The 19,352-nt window shown below is 59.3% G+C and carries 16 protein-coding genes; 8 read left to right on the plus strand and 8 right to left on the minus strand.

From position 1 onward, the window contains the following. Positions 1-83 precede the first annotated feature (83 nt). The gene (gene bkdR, locus AC1RR7_RS02320; protein ID WP_008059350.1) at positions 84-572 is read left to right on the plus strand and encodes a Bkd operon transcriptional regulator BkdR; all 489 of its coding nucleotides are present in this window, start codon (positions 84-86) and stop codon (positions 570-572) included. A gap of 33 nt (positions 573-605) precedes the next feature. Here bkdR and AC1RR7_RS02325 read toward each other — a convergent pair whose 3' ends face one another. Together AC1RR7_RS02325 and AC1RR7_RS02330 are read right to left on the minus strand one after the other, a co-directional pair. Further along, complete coding sequence (locus AC1RR7_RS02325) at positions 606-3,134, minus strand: UvrD-helicase domain-containing protein (protein ID WP_493065083.1); 2,529 nt, start codon at positions 3,132-3,134, stop codon at positions 606-608. Positions 3,135-3,337: 203 nt separating this feature from the next. Beyond that, positions 3,338-4,201 carry an MBL fold metallo-hydrolase gene (locus tag AC1RR7_RS02330; protein ID WP_493155950.1) on the minus strand — a complete coding sequence of 288 codons (864 nt, stop codon included), beginning with the start codon at positions 4,199-4,201 and terminating at the stop codon, positions 3,338-3,340. 98 nt (positions 4,202-4,299) lie between these two features. Between AC1RR7_RS02330 and AC1RR7_RS02335 the strand changes: the two genes are divergently transcribed. From AC1RR7_RS02335 to AC1RR7_RS02345, 3 genes are read left to right on the plus strand one after another with little or no spacing between them, the layout of a single operon-like run. Beyond that, positions 4,300-4,638, plus strand: coding sequence for an ArsR/SmtB family transcription factor (locus AC1RR7_RS02335; protein WP_007952897.1), 339 nt, complete (start codon positions 4,300-4,302; stop codon positions 4,636-4,638). Between the two features lie 38 nt (positions 4,639-4,676). Further along, positions 4,677-5,921, plus strand: coding sequence for an NAD(P)/FAD-dependent oxidoreductase (locus tag AC1RR7_RS02340; protein ID WP_493155952.1), 1,245 nt, complete (start codon positions 4,677-4,679; stop codon positions 5,919-5,921). Positions 5,922-5,930: 9 nt separating this feature from the next. After that, positions 5,931-6,731, plus strand: a complete 801-nt coding sequence (locus AC1RR7_RS02345; RefSeq protein ID WP_096822551.1) for a sulfite exporter TauE/SafE family protein — start codon at positions 5,931-5,933, stop codon at positions 6,729-6,731. A 46-nt stretch (positions 6,732-6,777) separates the two neighbouring features. Here the strand turns inward: AC1RR7_RS02345 and AC1RR7_RS02350 are convergent, their stop codons facing one another. Beyond that, positions 6,778-7,728 carry a polysaccharide deacetylase family protein gene (locus AC1RR7_RS02350; RefSeq protein ID WP_192558328.1) on the minus strand — a complete coding sequence of 317 codons (951 nt, stop codon included), beginning with the start codon at positions 7,726-7,728 and terminating at the stop codon, positions 6,778-6,780. Between the two features lie 149 nt (positions 7,729-7,877). On the opposite strand from AC1RR7_RS02350, the gene AC1RR7_RS02355 reads away from it, so the two are divergent. Then, positions 7,878-9,533, plus strand: a complete 1,656-nt coding sequence (locus AC1RR7_RS02355) for an MFS transporter (protein ID WP_096822549.1) — start codon at positions 7,878-7,880, stop codon at positions 9,531-9,533. Continuing rightward, positions 9,530-10,672 (plus strand): HlyD family secretion protein, encoded by a 1,143-nt coding sequence (locus AC1RR7_RS02360; RefSeq protein ID WP_102621988.1) that lies wholly within the window; start codon positions 9,530-9,532, stop codon positions 10,670-10,672. Before AC1RR7_RS02355 ends, AC1RR7_RS02360 begins: the two co-directional genes overlap by 4 nt. Positions 10,673-10,674: 2 nt before the next feature. Here the strand turns inward: AC1RR7_RS02360 and copD are convergent, their stop codons facing one another. Together copD and copC are read right to left on the minus strand one after the other, a co-directional pair. Next, positions 10,675-11,532, minus strand: coding sequence for a copper homeostasis membrane protein CopD (gene copD / locus AC1RR7_RS02365; RefSeq protein ID WP_493155954.1), 858 nt, complete (start codon positions 11,530-11,532; stop codon positions 10,675-10,677). Between the two features lie 3 nt (positions 11,533-11,535). Continuing rightward, positions 11,536-11,898, minus strand: a complete 363-nt coding sequence (gene copC / locus AC1RR7_RS02370) for a copper homeostasis periplasmic binding protein CopC (RefSeq protein WP_096822546.1) — start codon at positions 11,896-11,898, stop codon at positions 11,536-11,538. A gap of 194 nt (positions 11,899-12,092) precedes the next feature. On the opposite strand from copC, the gene AC1RR7_RS02375 reads away from it, so the two are divergent. Beyond that, entirely contained in the window at positions 12,093-12,713 is a 621-nt protein-coding gene (locus AC1RR7_RS02375) for a TetR/AcrR family transcriptional regulator (RefSeq protein ID WP_038365564.1), read from the plus strand. Between the two features lie 249 nt (positions 12,714-12,962). On the opposite strand, the gene preA is transcribed toward AC1RR7_RS02375, so the two are convergent. The 3 genes from preA to hydA form a co-directional block, all read right to left on the minus strand. Further along, complete coding sequence (gene preA / locus AC1RR7_RS02380; RefSeq protein WP_493155957.1) at positions 12,963-14,237, minus strand: NAD-dependent dihydropyrimidine dehydrogenase subunit PreA; 1,275 nt, start codon at positions 14,235-14,237, stop codon at positions 12,963-12,965. Next, on the minus strand, positions 14,238-15,605 hold the full coding sequence (locus tag AC1RR7_RS02385; RefSeq protein ID WP_493155959.1) for an NAD(P)-dependent oxidoreductase: 1,368 nt from the start codon (positions 15,603-15,605) through the stop codon (positions 14,238-14,240). It abuts the gene before it with no gap. Positions 15,606-15,786: 181 nt separating this feature from the next. After that, positions 15,787-17,226 (minus strand): dihydropyrimidinase, encoded by a 1,440-nt coding sequence (gene hydA, locus AC1RR7_RS02390; protein WP_493155961.1) that lies wholly within the window; start codon positions 17,224-17,226, stop codon positions 15,787-15,789. Between the two features lie 621 nt (positions 17,227-17,847). Here hydA and AC1RR7_RS02395 point away from each other — a divergent pair. Further along, positions 17,848-19,332: an NCS1 family nucleobase:cation symporter-1 gene (locus AC1RR7_RS02395; protein WP_102621983.1), complete on the plus strand. Its 1,485-nt coding sequence runs from the start codon at positions 17,848-17,850 to the stop codon at positions 19,330-19,332. The last annotated feature ends 20 nt before the right edge of the window (positions 19,333-19,352 follow it).

Genomic DNA, 19,352 nt, shown 5'->3' on the forward strand with positions numbered 1-19,352 from the left:
ATATTTCTCTCTGTTTCGTTGCACTGGAGATCATTTGCAGATAGAAATTCTGCATAAACATAAAAAACAGGTGGTTTTGTCTCATGCGCAAACTGGACCGTACTGACATCGGCATTCTCAACAGCCTTCAAGAGAACGCGCGCATCACCAATGCCGACCTGGCCCGTTCGGTCAATCTGTCACCGACACCGTGCTTCAACCGGGTCAAGGCGATGGAAGAGTTGGGCCTGATTCGCGAGCAAGTGACTCTGCTGGACGCCGACCTGCTCGGGCTGCACGTGAACGTGTTCATTCACGTGAGCCTGGAGAAGCAGGTAGAGGAAGCGCTGCAGCATTTCGAAGAGGCGATTTCCGACCGGCCGGAAGTCATGGAGTGCTACCTGATGGCCGGCGACCCGGACTATCTGATCCGGGTGCTGGTGCCGACCATTCAGTCGCTTGAGCGCTTCATGATGGACTTTCTGACCAAGGTGCCAGGGGTGGCCAACATCCGGTCAAGTTTTGCGCTCAAACAGGTGCGTTACAAGACGGCACTGCCGTTACCGGCGAATGGGTTGACGTTGGGCACCTAGCGCTGACACTTTCGCCGCCTCTGGATCAATACCTTATTGCGGCGAAAGAGCTGAAACTCCGGATGTTTCGTGATCAGTCCACTTTTTGTAGCATCCGGATTTAAGATCTGCATACCCCGAAGCATTACTTCCGCTTTGTTTGGTCGTCGCGGTGACCTCGCGGTCAACCAGCCAATGACATCTGAGTTCAGCGCGAGTAATGCCAACGTAAGCTAAACGCAGTGCCTCATCTGATTGAGCGTTGTCGTAAGGCGCTGGAGATTTGTCGCCCAGTTGGGTGAGGTTGTAAATGTCGTTGCGTTTGGATTTCGTCGGGTTATAGAAGCAATCACCGATAACGAAAACAGATTGCGCCTGCAATCCTTTGGACTTGTGAAAGGTCATCAGTTTGACGTTGCGCTGTTTTTTTTGCGCTTCTTGCAATAGGCCTCGTAGGGCTGTTCTGTATGCTTTTTCAACATCGCCAACGCGAAATACCATCAGTATGCTATGACCGTCGTCATAGGCTTGTCTGACGAGTCGCAGAATCGTTTCGTCCGGTTCGACGATTTTTTTATCTTTAGCCACGTAGTGCATGTATACGGGTGTCTTTTGATTAACGACTTTTTCGTTCGCTGCAATCCCATGCTTGGCTTTATCGGTTGTGGTGGGACGGACAACTTGTTCGGCAGCATCAATGATTGTCTGATGGGAACGGTAGTTGTTCTGCATGTACAGAGTGTTGCGCGTATGGGCGTGGAAATGCTTATGGAAGTCCATCAGATACAGGGGTGAGCTACCGCGCCAGCCATAGATACTTTGCCAGTCGTCGCCGACTGCCATCAGACTATTGCCCAATCCGGGCAGGCCTTGATTACGATTACGGATCTCTTTGCAGCATTGCCGGACCCAGGAAATGTTCAGGCCGGACACGTCCTGGAACTCATCAATCATGAGATGCCGCATGCCGTCTAGCTCGGCTGTTGGAATGCGCTTAATATTTTCCGGATTGTGTTCGCCAAACAGTGCGAATGCCTTGTTGAAGGTGATCAATCTTTTGGGCGACATGCTTTCCAGGTAATCATGGAAGCCGCGCCAATAGATCTGCAAGGCGAGGTAGAAAGGCTGGCGTGGGTCGCCCGGCGTAAAATCTAATGAACCGATCGCCTGGACTACATCCAACCCCAGGTTCTCGATGTAGTTGGCTTCGGCAAAGAACACTTCGGTCAGCTTCGTTTCCTTGATAGTCGTGCCCGGCAAGTGATAATCAAAACCGGCGTCCTGAAAGATCATGTGCTGGGCATTGCCCATCAGCGTCTTTGCGGCCATAACGTTATTGATGAGAATGTATTTTTTCCCCCGATAACATTCTCCAATCATCGCCTGGCGGCTCCAGCTCTCTTGTTTGAGATTCACTGTCTGGCCTTCGCGCCTAGGAATTTCGGCCGACTGGTTTTTCGTGTCCGGCCAACCAAGAATTACCAGTGTTTCGAGCTCTTCCAAGTAACCATGGGCTATGAAGGGGGTTCTCTCGATGTTGAAGGTTCGACGCTCGGCCACACCTGGAATTGGCCATAGACCCAACTCCACCCATGCGGCCTCAATTTCATCGCAGACAGCTTCATCCTTTTCGGACATCTTGCCGAGAATCTGATTTTTTTTGATTCGCATGGACTCAGACATAGGATCCGGCTTGACGAAGACGATCGATTGGTAGAGATCCAGGATGTGTTTTTTGAACGTCAGGTCTTTCTCGTAAAGGCTATTGAATACTTGGGAAAGAACCAATCCTTGCTCATTCGTGATCTTTGACGAAAAGGGGTTTTCCAACTCGTCCTCATCCTCACCTGATTTTTTTGCGCCCAAGAAATCGAAATAGTCGATAGGCGCATCCGAGAACGCTTTCATGAAGCCGAATACTTTGCTGTGAAAGGTGCGCACCAAACTCTTGGTTTGACTCTCACTCAGGTCTTTGCCCCACGATTTGAAAATCTTCACCATCTTTTTCTGCAAGTCTTTTTTAGACTCAGTGGTGAAGGTAGTCACCTGCATGTGATGAAGGGGGATGCCCAGGTGAAAGTGTTTAAGCACAACACGCAAGGCCAACGTCGTGGACTTCCCGGAGCCCGCGCCAGCGATCACTGAAGTACAGGTCGTGTCGGCAAAGATCATTGCCCACTGCTGATCGCTCGGTTGTTCTTTCTTATCAAGTTTTTCCCACACCTCGTCGCGCATTTTCTGCTTGATATCATCGGTGATGGGCATGAGTTCATTGTCAAAAAGGGAGTGATCCTCTCCTGGCAAGGATGCGGCTGAGCGCAGGTCGTTGATCTCTAGAATGGCGCGCCCCTCTGCATAACCCTCAGCGTAGCCGAGATCCTTTCCGGCAAGCAGGCCCGCGTCATTGCCAAGCTTGATTCCTTCTTCTCTACCCTCGAAGAAGGATCGCCCGTCAATGGCTTTGAGTGCCTCAAGGACTTTGGATGACAAGTAGGCGATTGCGCGAAGGGAAATAGAGAGGTGGCGATTGAATGTTTCAGGTTCCAGCTCAGGGGGTTGCCCCTGTGGAGAAGTTTGACTCATGGTTTCCCTGCAAAAAAGTCTTCTCGACGAAGTGTGACTTCGACGATGTCCGTGTTATTGCTCACCTGCACATTTGTAATCGCAGGGAGTCTGCCGTAGCGGTTTAGGTTTCCGGATATTACACGGTAGTGGCATTTTGGCTAGGGCACGGTCCAGAGCGCTCCTTTAAATGAGGGAGCGAATAATCATCTGGGCAATTGAACTCACATTTTGTTGATCGGAATCCTCAGGTAGACAACGCCATTACCTTCCGCCGGCGGCAGATTCCCCGCCCGCACATTCACCTGAATCGCCGGCAGCAACAGCGTCGGCATGCCCAACCCGGCATCACGTTTGGTGCGCATCTCGACGAACGCGGTTTCGTCGACGCCGTCATGCACATGGATATTGCTTTTACGCTGTTCGCCAACGGTGGTCTGACACTGTGAGGCGCGACCTGCGGGTGGGTAGTCGTGGCAGACGTAGAGCTTCACGCTGGCTGGGAAGGCCAGCAGTTTGTGGATCGAATTGAACAGTTGATTCGCGTTGCCGCCGGGGAAGTCGCAACGGGCGGTGCCGACGTCGGGCATGAACAGCGTGTCGCCGACCAGGATCTGTTCGCCGTCGATCAAGTAGGCCATGTCCGCCGGGGTGTGGCCGGGGACGTGCAGGGCGGTCGCCTTGAGGTTGCCGATCCTGAACGACTCGTTCGGCGCGAACAGATGATCGAACTGCGAACCATCGACGCGAAATTCCGGTTCCAGGTTGAACAGCGCCTTGAACACGTTCTGCACTTTGCTGATCGATTCGCCAATCGCGATCTTGCCGCCCAGTTCACGACGCAGATAAGGCGCGGCGGACAGGTGGTCGGCGTGGGCGTGGGTTTCCAGCAGCCACTGCACTTGCAGCTTATGGGCGCGAACAAAGGCAATGATCTTGTCGGCCTGAGCCGTGCAGGTGCGACCGGCGGCGCCGTCGTAATCAAGCACCGGATCGACGATTGCGCATTGCCCGCCATCGGCCTCGTAGACCACATAGCTGTAGGTCGAAGAGGCGGGGTCTAGGAAAGCTTCAATCAGCGCGGGCATGGACACGGTCCTGTGCAGGAGGTGGAAAGTCAGGGTTGCAACACTTTATGTAAAAACATAATGTTCGCAGCTTAAGTGACGTTGAAGGCATCCTGCAAATGCAATCCAGTCTGACCGAATGTGAAGTCGCCCAACTGCGGGCCTCGGCCTCCAAGGCCTGTTCGCTGCTCAAGGCCTTGGCCAACGAGGATCGGCTGTTGATCCTGTGCCAGTTGACCCAGGGCGAACGCAACGTCGGCGAGCTGGAGAAAATGACCGGCGTGCGTCAGCCGACCCTGTCCCAGCAATTGGGCATCCTGCGTGATGAAGGGCTGGTCGCGACCCGTCGTGAAGGCAAGTACATTTTCTACGGTCTCGCCAGTCATGAAGTCATCCAGGTGATGAAAACACTGTCCGGACTCTACTGCGGAGCCGTGCTCAAAAGCTGGGCGCAATAGACCCGGCTATCCTTGCGTGCAGCAATAAGGAACAAGCAATGAACGATCAACACTGGGGCCCATCCATCAGTGCGGACATCGTGGTCATCGGCGGGGGCACTGCCGGCATCGGTTTTGTCGCCAGCCTGCTTAAACGTGACCCGCACCTGAATATCACGGTGATCGAACCGAGTGCCCAGCATTACTACCAACCGGCCTGGACGCTGGTCGGCGGTGGCGCCTACGACGCCAAAGACACCGCCCGACCAATGAACAAGGTACTGCCGCGTCAGGCCACCTGGATTCAGGCGGCAGTGACCAACATCGATCCCGACACACGCCAACTCACCCTCAACGATCAACGCACCGTCACCTATCAGAACCTGATCGTCTGCCCCGGCCTGCGCCTGGCGTGGGAGAAGATCGAAGGCTTGCAGGAAAGTCTCGGCCAGCACGGTGTGACGTCCAACTACAGCTATCAGCATGCGCAATACACTTGGGAACAGGTGCAGAAACTGCGCGACGGCAAGGCGCTGTTCACTCAGCCGGCGATGCCGATCAAATGCGCCGGTGCCCCTCAGAAGGCGCTCTATCTGTCCTGCGACCACTGGCTCAAGAAGGGCGTATTGAACAAGGTCGAGGTTGAGTTCAACCTGGCCGGCGCCGCGCTGTTCGGTGTGGCGACCTTCGTGCCGCCGCTGATGAAATACATCGAGAAATACAACGCGCGGCTGGCGTTCAATTCCAATCTGGTGAAGGTCGATGGCCCGGCGAAAACCGCCTGGTTTGACATCAAGGACGCGGACGGCAACGTCACCCGTCAGGCGAAAACCTTCGACTTGCTGCACGTGGTGCCGCCGCAGGTTTCGCCGGACTTCATCGCGCAGAGTCCGCTGGCCGACGCCGCCGGCTGGTGCGAGGTCAACCCGCACACGCTGCAACATCCGCGTTATCCCGAAGTGTTTGTGCTGGGCGATATCTGCGGCACCACCAATGCGAAAACCGCGGCGGCAGTGCGCAAGCAGGTCGTGGTGGTGGCGGAAAACCTGCTGGCGTTGCGCAAGGAACTGGCGCTGCCGCTGAAGTACGACGGCTACGGTTCCTGCCCGCTGACGGTGGAGAAGGGCAAGGTGATCCTCGCCGAGTTCGGCTATGGCGGTAAGTTGCTGCCGACCTTTCCCCTCGACCCGACCGTGCCGCGCCGTTCTGCATGGTGGCTGAAGGCGACCCTGCTGCCGTGGTTCTACTGGCACGGCATGCTCAAGGGCCGCGAATGGCTGACGAGCCTGTCCAAAGTCGACTGAGAACACTCTATGTTGCTGGCAAGTCTGTTTGGCGTGTTGATGGGGTTGATCCTCGGTCTGACCGGGGCCGGCGGCGGGATTCTCGCGGTGCCGGCGCTGGTGCTCGGACTGGGCTGGACGATGACGCAAGCGGCGCCGGTGGCGTTGTTCGCCGTCGGCAGCGCGGCGGCGGTCGGTGCCATCGACGGTCTGCGCCATGGTCTGGTGCGTTATCGCGCGGCGCTGTTGATTGCGGCACTTGGTGCAGTGTTTTCGCCGGTGGGCATCTACTTCGCCCATCAGTTGCCGGAAAAGATCCTGATGATCCTGTTCAGCCTGCTGATGGTGATGGTGGCGTGGCGCATGCTGCGCCGTGAACGCCAGGAGCCGGGCCCGAGCGATCATGGCCACGCCAGTTGGGGGCAGAAGAACTGCATGCTCAACGAACAGACCGGACGTTTCGACTGGACCGCCAAATGCACCGCGACCCTTGCGGCGCTGGGTGCTGTCACCGGCGTGGTGTCTGGTTTGTTGGGCGTTGGCGGCGGGTTTCTGATCGTGCCGGCGTTCAAGCAACTGACCGATGTGCAGATGCGCGGGATCGTCGCCACTTCCTTGATGGTCATCAGCCTGATTTCCGCCATTGGCGTGATTGGCGCATTTCATGCCGGGGTGCGGATCGATCATCTGGGCGCGGCGTTTATCGTTGCGAGCATCGTCGGCATGATCGTCGGCCGCAAACTTTGCGCGCGGGTACCGGCGCGGGCGTTGCAGGTGGGGTTTGCCAGTGTGTGTCTGGTGGTCGCGGCTTATATGCTGCTGCGGGCGTGAGTCGTTAAGCAGAGAGAAAATCGCAGCCTTGGCTGCGATTTTTTTGTCACTGGTTGTACGCCGCCTCGGTGTTGTCGATCAGCGGGTTTTTCTCGGTCAGCACCACCTGGGCAATCTGATCCTTGCGCATGAATGTCACCTTCGGATGCGATTGCGCGTAACGGATAAAGCGTTCCATCGCCTCGACCATCGCCGGCGTGCCGCCGATGCGGTCGTGCAGACTCACCGACATCATCCGCCGCTTGCTCGCGCCTTCGGCGTAGAGGCGATCGAATTCCAGCACCAGTTGCTGATAGAACTGCTCGGCGGAGAAGTGCCGGCCCTCGATCAATACGATGTCGTTGTTGCGCAGGGTGTAGGGCACCACGGCGAATTTGCGCCCGCGAACCATCGTCACGAAGGGTTCGTCGCGGCTGACGTCGTCGATGTGGTAGGTGAAATTCAGATCTTGCAGCACCTTCAACGTATTGGGACTGCGCCGCAGCCAGTTGGCGTTGTAGCCGACCGAACGCTGGCCGGTGATTTTTTCCACGGCAGCGACGCCGTCGCCGATGAACTGTTTTTCCTGGGCGTAGTTCATGTTGTACGAGTCGGCCCAGCGCATGCCATGGGCTGCCAGTTCATGGCCGCGCTCGGCGATCGCCTTGGCCAGTTCCGGGTGCTTGAGCGCCGCTTCGCCGACCACGTGGGAGGTGACCTTGATGCCGGTGCGGTCCCACAGATCAAGCATGCGCCACAAGCCTTCCTTGTAGCCGTAATCGAACCAGGTCTGCGCCGGCAGGTCCGGGTAGCCTTTGGGCAACGGTGTACCGGAGAACGGACTTTCAGCGCCCTCGGGCTGGCCGCCGGTTTCGAATTGCATCGACACCGAAATCACCAGTTGCGAGCCATCCGGCCAGGGTCGTTCCTGGGCGAAGGCGAGGGCAGGCAGCAGCAGGGCGGCTGCCAGCAGGTTTTTCAGCAGACGCGGGGAGCGTTGCCAGCGGGAAGTGGTCATAACGGGCACCTTGCAGGTTGAGAAGTGCTGCAGGTTGGCATTCGCAACGCTTGGGAAAAATCCGCTGCGTGCGAGATGACCTTTAAACAAAATTTACGAATCCCGGCGACCCCGGCACACTGATGCCATCTTCGGCACAAGGCCTTTCAATGAATCAATACGCCCCGCGCGACTGGCAGCCTCACGAGAAGCCCAGTCTGCCCGGTTCCCCCTCGACGCCGCTGCACTCCAACCCCAGGCGCCTGGCCTATGCGCTGGTGGGGTTGCTGGTGGCGCTGACCGGTGGCTTGGGCAATTCGCTGGTGGTCGCCAACCTGCCTTACCTGCAAGGCGCGATCGGCGCGACCACGGCCGAAATGGCCTGGTTGCCGGCGGCGTATGTAATGACCAACGTGTCGATGAACCTGCTGCTGGTGAAGTTTCGCCAGCAGTTCGGTTTGCGGGCGTTCACCGAGGTGTTCCTGGTTTTGTATGCGCTGGTGACCTTCGGCCATTTGTTCGTCAATGACCTGAGCTCGGCGATTGCGGTGCGTGCCGCTCACGGCATGGTCGGCGCGGCGTTGAGCTCGCTGGGCCTGTATTACATGGTTCAGGCGTTCCCGGCCAAATGGCGGATGAAGGCGTTGGTGCTGGGCCTTGGTACTTCACAATTGGCGTTGCCGCTGGCCCGGTTGTTTTCCGAAGACTTGCTACAGATCGCCGAATGGCGCGGCCTGTACCTGTTCGAATTGGGCATGGCGCTGCTGTCGCTCGGCTGCGTGTTGATGCTCAAGCTGCCGCCGGGTGACCGCTTCAAGACCTTCGAACCCCTCGACTTTCTCACCTTCGCCATCCTCGCCAGTGGCGTTGCGCTGTTGTGCGCGGTGTTGTCTTTGGGCCGGATCGACTGGTGGCTCGAGGCGCAATGGATCGGCATCGCCCTGGCCGCATCGATTGCCCTCATCCTCGCGGGGCTGGCCATCGAACACAACCGCAGCAACCCGATGCTGATGACCCGCTGGCTCGGCAGCGGGGTGATGATCCGCCTGGCACTGGCGGTGATCCTGATTCGCATGGTGACCTCGGAGCAATCCACCGGCGCCGTGGGCTTCATGCAAAACCTGAACATGAGCAGCCAGCAGTTGCACAGCCTCTACGTGGTGATGCTGATCGGCAGCGTCGCCGGGCTGCTGACCAGTGCGCTGACCATCGACCCGAAGCACCTGCTGATGCCGCTGATTGTGTCGCTGGCGTTGATGGCCACCGGTTCGATCATCGACAGCTCCTCGAACAACCTGACCCGCCCCGAAAACCTCTATTTCAGCCAGTTCCTGCTGGCGTTCGGCAGCACATTCTTCCTCGGCCCGACCATGGTTCTCGGCACGCGCAACGTGCTGACCAATCCGCGCAACCTCGTGAGCTTTTCGGTGTTGTTCGGGATCTGCAACAACCTCGGCGGCCTGATCGGCGCAGCGTTGCTGGGGACATTCCAGATCGTGCGCGAGAAGTTTCATTCCAGCCATATCGTCGAGCAACTGGTGCTGTCCGATCCGTTGGTGGCCGCCCGGGTACAGAGCGGCGGTTCGGCGGTCGGCTCCCTGATTGCGGACCCGAGCCTGCGCAACCTGCAAGGCATTCGCAGCCTGGCCAACGCCGCCACCCGTGAAGCCAACGTGCTGGCCTACAACGATGTGTTCATGCTGATTGCGGTGATCGCGATCCTCACCATGATCTGGATTTCCCTCCGTGCGCTGTGGCTGATCAGCACCACCAAAGCCGTCGCCCCGACACCTTCCGTACCTTCCAGCGGTGCCACTTCTTCATGACCGAACCGACCACCACGACCACCAATGCCATCGCCGCCACTCCCGAGGGAGAGGCGCCGCCGTCATCACCGAACACTGAACCGCGCTCGCTGCGGGTGCGGATCATCTCGTCGCTGGGCTTTGCCGCGATTGCCATCGTCGGTGTGCTGATCGTGCTCTACGCCTGGCAGTTGCCGCCGTTCAGCAGCGCGGTCGAGACCACTGAAAACGCCTTGGTGCGGGGGCAGGTGACGATCATCGGTCCGCAGCTCAGTGGTTATGTGTTTGAAGTACCGGTGCAGGACTTCCAGTTTGTGAAGGAAGGCGATTTGCTGGTGCGTCTCGATGACCGCATTTATCAGCAGCGTCTCGATCAGTCGCTGGCGCAACTGGCGGTACAGAAGGCTGCGCTGGCCAACGTCGTCCAGCAGCGCAACAGCGCCGAAGCGACGATCAAGTTGCGGCAGGCGGTGGTGGCCGACAGCGAGGCGCAGCTGCGCAAAAGCGAGGCTGACTTGCGACGCAACACGGCGTTGGTCAATGACGGCTCAGTCTCCAAGCGCGAGATGGACGTGGCGCTGGCCGCCAACGCGCAGGGCATTGCGTCGGTGGCGCAGGCCAAGGCTAATCTGGAAATCGCTCGGCAGGACCTGCAAACGGTGATCGTCAATCGCGGCTCGCTGGAAGCCGCGGTGGCCAGCGCCGAGGCGGCGGTGCAACTGGCGCGGATCGATCTGTCCAACACCCGGATCATCGCCCCGCGCGACGGCCAGCTCGGGCAGATCGGCGTGCGCCTCGGTGCCTACGTCAATTCCGGGGCGCAGTTGATGGCGCTGGTGCCGGACCAGAAGTGGGTGATCGCCAACATGAAAGAAACCCAGATGGACAACGTGCGGGTCGGGCAACCGGTGACCTTCACCGTGGATGGCCTGAACCACCGCAAGTTCACCGGTCACGTGCAGCACATCTCGCCGGGCACCGGTTCCGAATTCGCCTTATTGCAGGCCGACAACGCCACCGGCAACTTCGTGAAAATCGCTCAACGGGTGCCGGTGCGTATCACCATCGATCCGGGGCAGCAGGAGAGCGAACGGCTGCGACCGGGGATGTCGGTGGTGGTCAGCATTGATACAGCGGCGGGTGATACCCAGAAGCACTGACCTCAGGCGGCGATCATCGGGGGCAGGGTGCCGAGCACGGACACGGCCGCCACGGCACCGATCCCCAGCAACCACTCGAGCATCACGCTGCGCTTGAGGGTGTCGATCCGTTGTTCGCAATCACTGATGCGCAAGCGGTTGAACAGCGCCAGTGCGAGCATGCCGAACACCAGCAATGCCTTGATCAACAGAATCAGGGCAAATCCCGAGAACAACGGCGTCGGCCACCATTGGCCGGTGAGGACGCGCACGTTGATCAGTCCGGTCATCAACAGACCGGCGACCAGCACGTAACCGAGCCCACTGAACCGCAGCAAGACATAGCGCACCGCTGCATCAGGCTGGCGCAGGATCATCACGAGCATCAGCAGCCCACCGAGCCAGGCGCCGACGCACGTCAGGTGAACCACCTGATTGAGGATCAGCATCTGGCCGCTGAAGCCGTCGAGCATGGCCCCGTGACCGACCGGGGCGAGGGTCATCAGCAGCAACGCGCTCAGGCCCAGCCGCAATGGTTGGCTCGATCGCCACGGGGTAAACAGCAACGCCAATAGCAGTGCATTGATCAGCAGATGCCAGCGCCACACCTGACCGAAAAACGTATGGCCCAGCACTAGCTCAATGGTGTCCGGATCGAACGCTGCAGCGGCCGAACCGGCCATGCTCGCGGTGATCAGCAACGCCCAGGCAACGCCGCTGACCAGCGCAATCGCCACCAGCCAACGGGCCAGCCGCGCCAGGTGTCGATCCAGCGCCGGCGCTTCACCCTTGAGCAGCAGCGGCCGGAACAGCCAGGCCCCGAACAGCATCAACACCACGATGAAATGCAGGAACCGGCACAACACCAGCGCTTCACTCATGAATTACTGGCCAACCTTGAACTGATAGGCGCCTTCGCTCTTGTGCGTATCGACCGACACCGCGTGCCATTCGACCTTGTATTCGCCAGCGGTCAACGGTGCTTCGGGCGTGACGATCAGGGTTTTCTTGTCGCCTTCGGTGGTCAGCGGCTTGACCTTCACTGGCGCGCCATCGTGGGTCACGATGACTTTGGTGAAGCTGGCTTCGACGCCTTCGGAAAACACCAGGCGCAGATCCGCCGGCGCGGCGACGGTGCTGTCGGCGGCCGGGGTCTGGCTTTTCAGATGTGCGTGGGCGAACGCCTGGGAAGTGACGACCAGCGAGGCGAGCAGCGCGCCGGCGGTGAACAGGTTTTTCAGCTTCATGGGCAATCCCTTTTCAGTGAGTGACGGCGGACAGTATAGGGTGTGCCGTGCACGTTGCCTTGAGGTGAGACAAGGAGGCGGGTGGCGATCCTAAACCAGAAAAATGCCCGGGTGTGTGAAGAATCGTTCTTGGCTGTCGCCCCTTGCCCAGAGCGGATGCTAGTCTTCAACAACGTTGTCTTCAGGGAGCCCTCATGGGCAATCACAAGATCGAAATCCGCCGCAGCAATGTCGAGAAAATCCTTCTGGCGGCGGAAAAGGTGTTCGCCGAAAAAGGCTTCGGTGGCACCGCCATGGCCGACATCGCCGCCGAAGTGCAATTGCCGCGTTCCAACCTGCATTACTACTTTTCGACCAAGAGCGAGCTGTACAGCGCGGTGCTGTTCGACCTGCTGGAAGTGTGGAAGCAGGACGCCCTGTGCTTCGAGATGTTCGATGATCCACGGGTGGTGCTCAGCAGCTACATCCGCGCCAAGATGAACCACTCGCGCAGCCGGCCGTATGGCTCGAAAGTCTGGGCCAACGAAATCATCCACGGCGCACCGACCCTGGGCGAGGCACTGGATGTCAGCCTGTACGACTGGGCCAAGATGAAAGAGGCGAAGATTCGGCAGTGGGTGGAGGACAAGCGGATTCTGCCGGTGGAACCGTCGAGTTTGCTGTACATGATCTGGGCGTCGACCCAGCACTATGCCGACTTCGATCATCAGGTGAATATTCTGAATGAGCATCAGCCGTTGTCGGACATGCAGTTCGAGCGGGCGGTGCAGACGGTGACGAGTGTGATTTTGCGGGGGATAGGTTTAGAACCCTGAAAAAAGTCAAAAGCTAACCCTCACCCCAGCCCTCTCCCGGAGGGAGAGGGGGCCGACTGAGGTGTCTTGCGAGCTACATCGACCTGCAAGACCGGGTCGATTATGGATTCACAGTGGAGTTCCAGCTGTTTCGGTTATGGATTCAACGCAGGATTTTCACGTCGGTGTAATTCGTCAATATCCCCCAATCAGTCCCCTCTCCCAGGGGGAGAGGGCTAGGGTGAGGGGACTTCTGGATCAGCAGGCAATCTAGACCGCAACGTGATACGGATTCCGCGGATCATGATTCCAGTCCAGAAACGGCTTGCCCGTCTCCATCGGCACCATCTCGATGCAGTCCGCCACCGGGCAGGTGATCTGGCACAGATTGCACCCCACACACTCATCATCGATCACTTCATATGTGTGCGTGCCATCGGCCTGTTTCAGGCTGCTGATTGCCTGGTGTGATGTGTCTTCGCAGGCAATGTGGCACCGCCCGCAACCGATGCACGCTTCCTGATCGATCTTCGCGATGACCTGATAGTTGATGTCCAGGTACTTCCAGTCGGTCGTATTGCCCACCGCACGCCCGGAGAACTCGGCGATGCTGGCGTAGCCCTGACTATCCATCCACCGCGACAAGCCATCCTTCATTTCATCGACAATCCGGAACCCGTGGAGCATCGCCGCCGTGCACACCTGCACCGCACCGCTGCCCAGTGCAATGAACTCCGCCGCATCGCGCCAGCTGCCGATGCCACCAATGCCGCAGATCGGCAGGCCTTGAGTCTGCGGATCGCGGGCGATTTCCGCGACCATGTTCAGCGCTATCGGTTTGACCGCCGAGCCGCAATAACCGCCGTGAGTGCTTTTGCTGCCGACGGTGGGCAGGGCGACCATGTGTTCGAGGTCGACGCTGGTGATCGAATTGATGGTGTTGATCAGCGACACCGCATCGGCGCCGCCCCGGTATGCGGCGCGGGCGGCGACGCGAATGTCGGTGATGTTCGGTGTGAGTTTGACGATCACCGGCAGCGAGCAATAGGTCTTGCACCAGCGCGTGACCTGCTCGACGTACTCCGGCACCTGACCGACTGCCGCGCCCATCCCGCGTTCGGGCATGCCGTGGGGGCAACCGAAGTTCAGCTCGATGCCGTCGGCGCCGGTGGCTTCCACCAGCGGCAGGATGTTTTTCCACGACTCTTCGACGCAGGGCACCATCAGTGACACGATCAACGCGCGATCCGGCCAGTCCTTTTTCACCTGGGTGATTTCCCGCAGGTTGATTTCCAGCGAGCGGTCGGTGATCAGTTCGATGTTGTTGATGCCCAGCACTTCGCGGTTGGCGCCGTAATGCGCCGAGTAACGCGAAGAGACGTTGACCGCCGCCGGGTCTTCACCCAGGGTTTTCCAGACCACGCCGCCCCAGCCGGCCTCGAAGGCGCGCACCACGTTGTAGGCCTTGTCGGTCGGAGGCGCGGAGGCCAGCCAGAACGGGTTGGGGGCTTTGATACCGGCGAAGACAATCGAGATATCGGCCATTTACGCAGCCTCCACGTTGAGCATCAGTTGAGCGTTGATCGCCTCGGCGGCGCGCTTGCCGTGTTGCACCGCTTGCACGGTCAGGTCCTGATCGAGGCTGGTGCAGTCGCCGCCGGCGTACACGCCGGGGATGCTGGTACGCAGGTTTTCATCGACCTGGATGCGTTCACCCTGACGCTTGAGTTCGCGGGCCAGCGGGTCGGCGAGGGCGCTGCTGTCGAAGGCCTGGCCGATGGCTTTGAAGATCGCATCGGCGGCCAGCTCGAACGTCTCGCCAGTGGTTTGCAGGCGACCTTCCACCAGATGCGTACGGGCGAAGCGCATGCCGCGCACCTTGCCCTGAGCGTCGAGCAGCACTTCGTCCGGTTGCGCCCAGGTCAGCAGCCGCACCTGATTGGCCTTGGCAATGTCCTGCTCGTGGCCGGTGGCGCCCATGTCTGCCGCGCCACGGCGATAGACCAGGTTGACGTCGCGGGCGCCGAGGCGGGCCATTTGCACGGCCATATCGATGGCGGTGTTGCCGGCGCCGAGGACGATGCAGTGTTCAGCCAGCGGTAGTTGCGACAGGTCATCGGCCTGGCGTAGTTCGCGGATGTAGTCGGTGGCAGCGAGCAGGCCGGGCGCGTCTTCGTGGGCCAGGCCGAGTTGCTTGCTGGCGTTCAGACCGAGGCCGAGGAACACCGCGTCGAACTGCTGATGCAGTTCGCTCAAGGTCAGGTTGTCGCCGAGTTTCTGCCCGTGGCGGATTTCGATGCCGCCGATCTGCAGGAGGAAATCCAGTTCCTTCTGTGCGTAGTCGTCGACCAGTTTGTATTTGGCGATTCCGTATTCGTTGAGCCCGCCAGCCTTCTCCCGCGCTTCGAAAATCACTACGTCATGACCGTGCATGGCGCTGCGATGCGCACAGGACAGACCCGCCGGGCCGGCACCGACCACTGCGATGCGTTTACCGGTGGCGGCGGCGCGCTGGAACGGGTGCTCGGTGAAGTGCGCGTTGTCCACGGCGTAGCGTTGCAGCAGGCCGATCAGCACCGGCGCGCATTCGTGGGCGTTGTTGCGCACGCAGGCTTGCTGGCAGAGGATCTCGGTCGGACAGACCCGCGCGCAACTGCCGCCGAGGATGTTCGCCGAGAGGATTTTCTGCGCGGCACCCGGTACGTTGTCCTGATGGATATTGCGGATGAACGACGGGATGTCGATCTCGCTCGGGCACGCATTCACGCACGGCGCGTCGTAGCAATACAGGCAGCGCGAAGCTTCCAGATGCGCCTGACGGTCGTTGAGCGGCGGTGCCAGATCAGTGAAATGGCCGGCGAGGGCGGCCGCACTTTCGTGCGGGTGCGGGAGATGATTCAGGGTCTCGATCACGGTTTTTTGCCTCACGGTTATTTGAGGTTTTCTGCCTCTGTCGGGCAGTGGTTTTTTGTTGTCGATCGTTCCCACGCTCTGCGTGGGAATGCCTCAAGGGACGCTCCGCGTCCAGTGACGCGGAGCGTCACGGGCTGCATTCCCACGCAGAGCGTGGGAACGATCATCGGTAATCAGGGAATCAGCGTTTGACGGCCACAGGTCTGTGCAACTCAGCCCGCTTGCTCAACAAGTCAAACACCGCCGGATACGCCGGCCGTTCGATATACCGGCCTGCCCCGCGCTCGGCGCGCAGGTCGCCATCGGCCCAGACCACCCGGCCCTGGCTGACGGTATGGCTCGGCACACCGGTCACGGTCTTGCCTTCGAAGATGTTGAAGTCCACCTGCTGATGGTGGGTCTTGGCGGAGATGGTGCGGGTGCCTTGCGGATCCCACAGCACCAGGTCGGCATCGGCGCCGACGCGGATTGCGCCCTTGCGCGGATAGAGATTGAAGATTTTCGCGGTGTTGGTGGAGGTGAGGGCGACGAAGTCCTGCATCGACAACCGTCCCGAGTTCACCCCTTCATCCCACAACACCGCCATGCGGTCTTCGATACCGGCGGTGCCGTTGGGGATCTTGCTGAAGTCGTCGCGGCCAGCGGCTTTCTGCTCGGCGCAGAAGCAGCAATGATCGGTGGCGGTGGTGTGCAGATTGCCGCTCTGCAAGCCTTGCCACAGCGCCTCCTGATGCCCGCGCGGGCGGAACGGCGGGCTCATCACGTAACCGGCGGCGGTCTGCCAGTCCGGGTGCTGGTAGACGCTGTCGTCCAGCAGCAGATGCCCGGCCAGCACTTCGCCGTAGACCGGTTGACCCTTGCTGCGGGCGTAGGTGATTTCGTCGAGGGCCTCCTTGGTCGAGACGTGTACCAGGTACAGCGGCGTGCCGATGGTTTCAGCGATGCGGATCGCCCGGCTCGCGGCTTCACCTTCGACCTGTGAGGGCCGCGACAGCGGGTGCGCTTCCGGCCCGGTGATGCCCTGGGCCATCAACTTGCGCTGCAGGTGATAGACCAGCTCGCCGTTTTCCGCGTGCACGGTCGGCACGGCGCCGAGTTCCAGGCAGCGCTCGAAACTCGCCACCAGCGTGTCGTCGGCGGCCATGATCGCGTTCTTGTAGGCCATGAAATGCTTGAAGCTGTTGATTCCGTGATGGCTGACCAGTTCAGCCATTTCCTCGCGGACCTGCTCGCTCCACCAGGTGATCGCGACGTGGAAACCGTAGTCGGAGGCGGACTTCTCCGCCCAGCCACGCCACTGATGAAACGCTTCGAGCAGCGACTGCTGCGGATTGGGAATCACGAAATCGATGATCGAGGTGGTGCCACCGGCCAGGCCTGCGGCGGTGCCGCTGTAGAAGTCTTCGCTGGCCACGGTGCCCATGAACGGGAGTTGCATGTGGGTGTGTGGATCGATGCCGCCGGGCATCAGGTATTGGCCGCTGCCGTCGAGCACTTCGGCGCCGGCGGGAATATCCAGGTTTTCACAAATGGCTTTGATCACGCCGTCAGCGCAATAGACATCGGCGCGGTAACTTTCATCATGGGTAACAACGGTGGCGCCACGGATCAACAGAGACATTCCGAGTTCCTCGCAGGCATGACCGACTTGTGCCGGTTCTAGATGTTTTATTGTTTGCAGCGCCAATGCGTAATCTTGTCAGCGCTGTCAGGAATAGACGCTAGTCGCAGTTTTACAATTGAGCAAGAATATTTTTTATAAGCTTATATCTGTTTTAAGTGACTGATAAATAACGATAAAAATACAAAATCACCAAAATGGTGAGGTGCTTCACCATTTTGACGCACTTGACAGGTTGGAAATATGAGCAAGATTTCCTATGTGAAATCAGCCGCTTGAAGTTGAGCTGCGGTTGATCGCCCACGACGAAAAAAAGTGCAGTGCACCAGATTGAGTCCTGACAGTTCGGACAACTTGCCTGGCATTTAGCCTGAGTGTTCAGTCAAGTTTTCGCGGCCTCATAAGGTGAATAATTAAAACTGATAAACATCAGTTGGTTACGCAAAGTTGAAAGCACGGCCCGATGCGAAAGCGGGGCACCCGGCATGTTTATTGATGCCGCCGCTGACACCATGGCCGGTGCAAGAAAGTTGTCAGTTCCTCCGGCCATCGTCCGGCTTGCACCCGCGTGTGCAGCCGCCTGATGAGCAAAAAAATAATCAGAAGAACAGTGGAGCGGCCATGCAACAGAACAGATCACAAGTGATCGAGCGCGACGGCTTGTTCGAGCTCGAAGCCGGCAGCGACGTCCTCGACAGTCCCCGTTACAACCACGACATGGCACCGACCAAGGTGCGCGAACGAACCTGGAACAAATGGCACATCACCGCGCTGTGGATCGGCATGTCGATCTGCGTGCCGACCTACACCCTCGGCGGGGTGCTCACCGCGTACTTTGGCCTGACCGTTGGCGAGGCACTGCTGGCGATTCTGTTTGCCAACGTCATCGTTCTGATTCCCCTCACACTCAACGCGTTTCCCGGCACCAAGTACGGGATTCCGTTTCCCGTGCTGCTGCGTTCGTCGTTCGGAATTCTCGGCTCCAACGTGCCGTGCCTGATCCGGGCGCTGGTGGCGTGCGGATGGTTCGGCATTCAGACCATGTTCGGCGGGCTGGCGATTCACCTGTTTCTCGGCTCGGTGTTTGAGGGCTGGAAATCCCTCGGCGGGACGGGGGAGGTGATCGGTTTCATGATTTTTTGGGTGCTGAACCTGTGGGTGGTGATTCGGGGTGCCGAGTCGATCAAGTGGCTGGAAACCCTGTCGGCACCGTTGCTGGTGGCGGTCGGCATCGGCTTGCTGGTGTGGGCCATGCCGAATGTGTCGATGACTGAACTGCTGGCGATTCCGCCGAAGCGTCCCGAAGGTGCGAGCGTGGTCAGTTACTTCGCCGCCGGGCTGACAGCGATGGTCGGCTTCTGGGCCACCCTGTCGCTGAACATTCCCGATTTCAGCCGATATGCCCGCAGCCAGAAGGATCAGATCCTCGGGCAGATTTTCGGCCTGCCGCTGACCATGTTCCTGTTCGCCGCACTGGGCGTGGTGATGACCGCCGCGTCGGTGAAACTGGTGGGCGTCAGCGTCTCCGATCCGGTGACTTTGATCGGCCATATCCAGAGCCCGGTGTGGGTTGCGGTGGCCATGGCGCTGATCATCATCGCCACGCTGTCGACCAACACCGCCGCCAACATCGTCTCGCCAACCAACGATTTCCAGAACATCGCGCCCAAGGTGATCAACCGCACCAAAGCGGTCATCCTCACTGGTTTCGTCGGTCTGGCGCTGATGGGCCATGAGCTGCTGAAAAAGCTCGGATGGATCGTCTCCGATGTCAGCCTGGAAACCGTGTATTCGAACTGGCTGCTGGGTTATTCCAGCCTGCTCGGGCCGATCGCCGGGATCATGGTGGTGGACTATTTCCTGATCAAGAAACAGCAACTGGACCTGGCCGGCCTGTACCGCGACGACGTGTACCCGGCGTGGAACTGGGCCGGGTTCATCGCGTTCGGCGTGCCGGTGGTGCTGACCCTGCTGTCGCTGGGCAGCAGCGCATTCAGCTGGTTTTACAGCTACGGCTGGTTCACCGGCTCGGCGCTGGGCGGGTTGATCTATTACGGGTTGTGCGCGATGCGGACCAGCCCGGTGGTCGTCAAATCGCCGTTGTAATTCCCATAAGAACTGCCTGA

This window comes from Pseudomonas sp. GW821-FHT11G12 (assembly GCF_058808055.1).

Coding starts and splice junctions, on each gene's coding strand:
- bkdR (WP_008059350.1), top strand. CDS start 84: ATGCGCAAACTGGACCGTACTGACATCGGCATTCTCAACAGCCTTCAA.
- hydA (WP_493155961.1), bottom strand. CDS start 17,226: ATGTCTCTGTTGATCCGTGGCGCCACCGTTGTTACCCATGATGAAAGT.
- preA (WP_493155957.1), bottom strand. CDS start 14,237: ATGGCCGATATCTCGATTGTCTTCGCCGGTATCAAAGCCCCCAACCCG.
- AC1RR7_RS02340 (WP_493155952.1), top strand. CDS start 4,677: ATGAACGATCAACACTGGGGCCCATCCATCAGTGCGGACATCGTGGTC.
- AC1RR7_RS02330 (WP_493155950.1), bottom strand. CDS start 4,201: ATGCCCGCGCTGATTGAAGCTTTCCTAGACCCCGCCTCTTCGACCTAC.
- AC1RR7_RS02395 (WP_102621983.1), top strand. CDS start 17,848: ATGCAACAGAACAGATCACAAGTGATCGAGCGCGACGGCTTGTTCGAG.
- copC (WP_096822546.1), bottom strand. CDS start 11,898: ATGAAGCTGAAAAACCTGTTCACCGCCGGCGCGCTGCTCGCCTCGCTG.
- copD (WP_493155954.1), bottom strand. CDS start 11,532: ATGAGTGAAGCGCTGGTGTTGTGCCGGTTCCTGCATTTCATCGTGGTG.
- AC1RR7_RS02345 (WP_096822551.1), top strand. CDS start 5,931: ATGTTGCTGGCAAGTCTGTTTGGCGTGTTGATGGGGTTGATCCTCGGT.
- AC1RR7_RS02350 (WP_192558328.1), bottom strand. CDS start 7,728: ATGACCACTTCCCGCTGGCAACGCTCCCCGCGTCTGCTGAAAAACCTG.
- AC1RR7_RS02355 (WP_096822549.1), top strand. CDS start 7,878: ATGAATCAATACGCCCCGCGCGACTGGCAGCCTCACGAGAAGCCCAGT.
- AC1RR7_RS02375 (WP_038365564.1), top strand. CDS start 12,093: ATGGGCAATCACAAGATCGAAATCCGCCGCAGCAATGTCGAGAAAATC.
- AC1RR7_RS02360 (WP_102621988.1), top strand. CDS start 9,530: ATGACCGAACCGACCACCACGACCACCAATGCCATCGCCGCCACTCCC.
- AC1RR7_RS02335 (WP_007952897.1), top strand. CDS start 4,300: ATGCAATCCAGTCTGACCGAATGTGAAGTCGCCCAACTGCGGGCCTCG.
- AC1RR7_RS02325 (WP_493065083.1), bottom strand. CDS start 3,134: ATGAGTCAAACTTCTCCACAGGGGCAACCCCCTGAGCTGGAACCTGAA.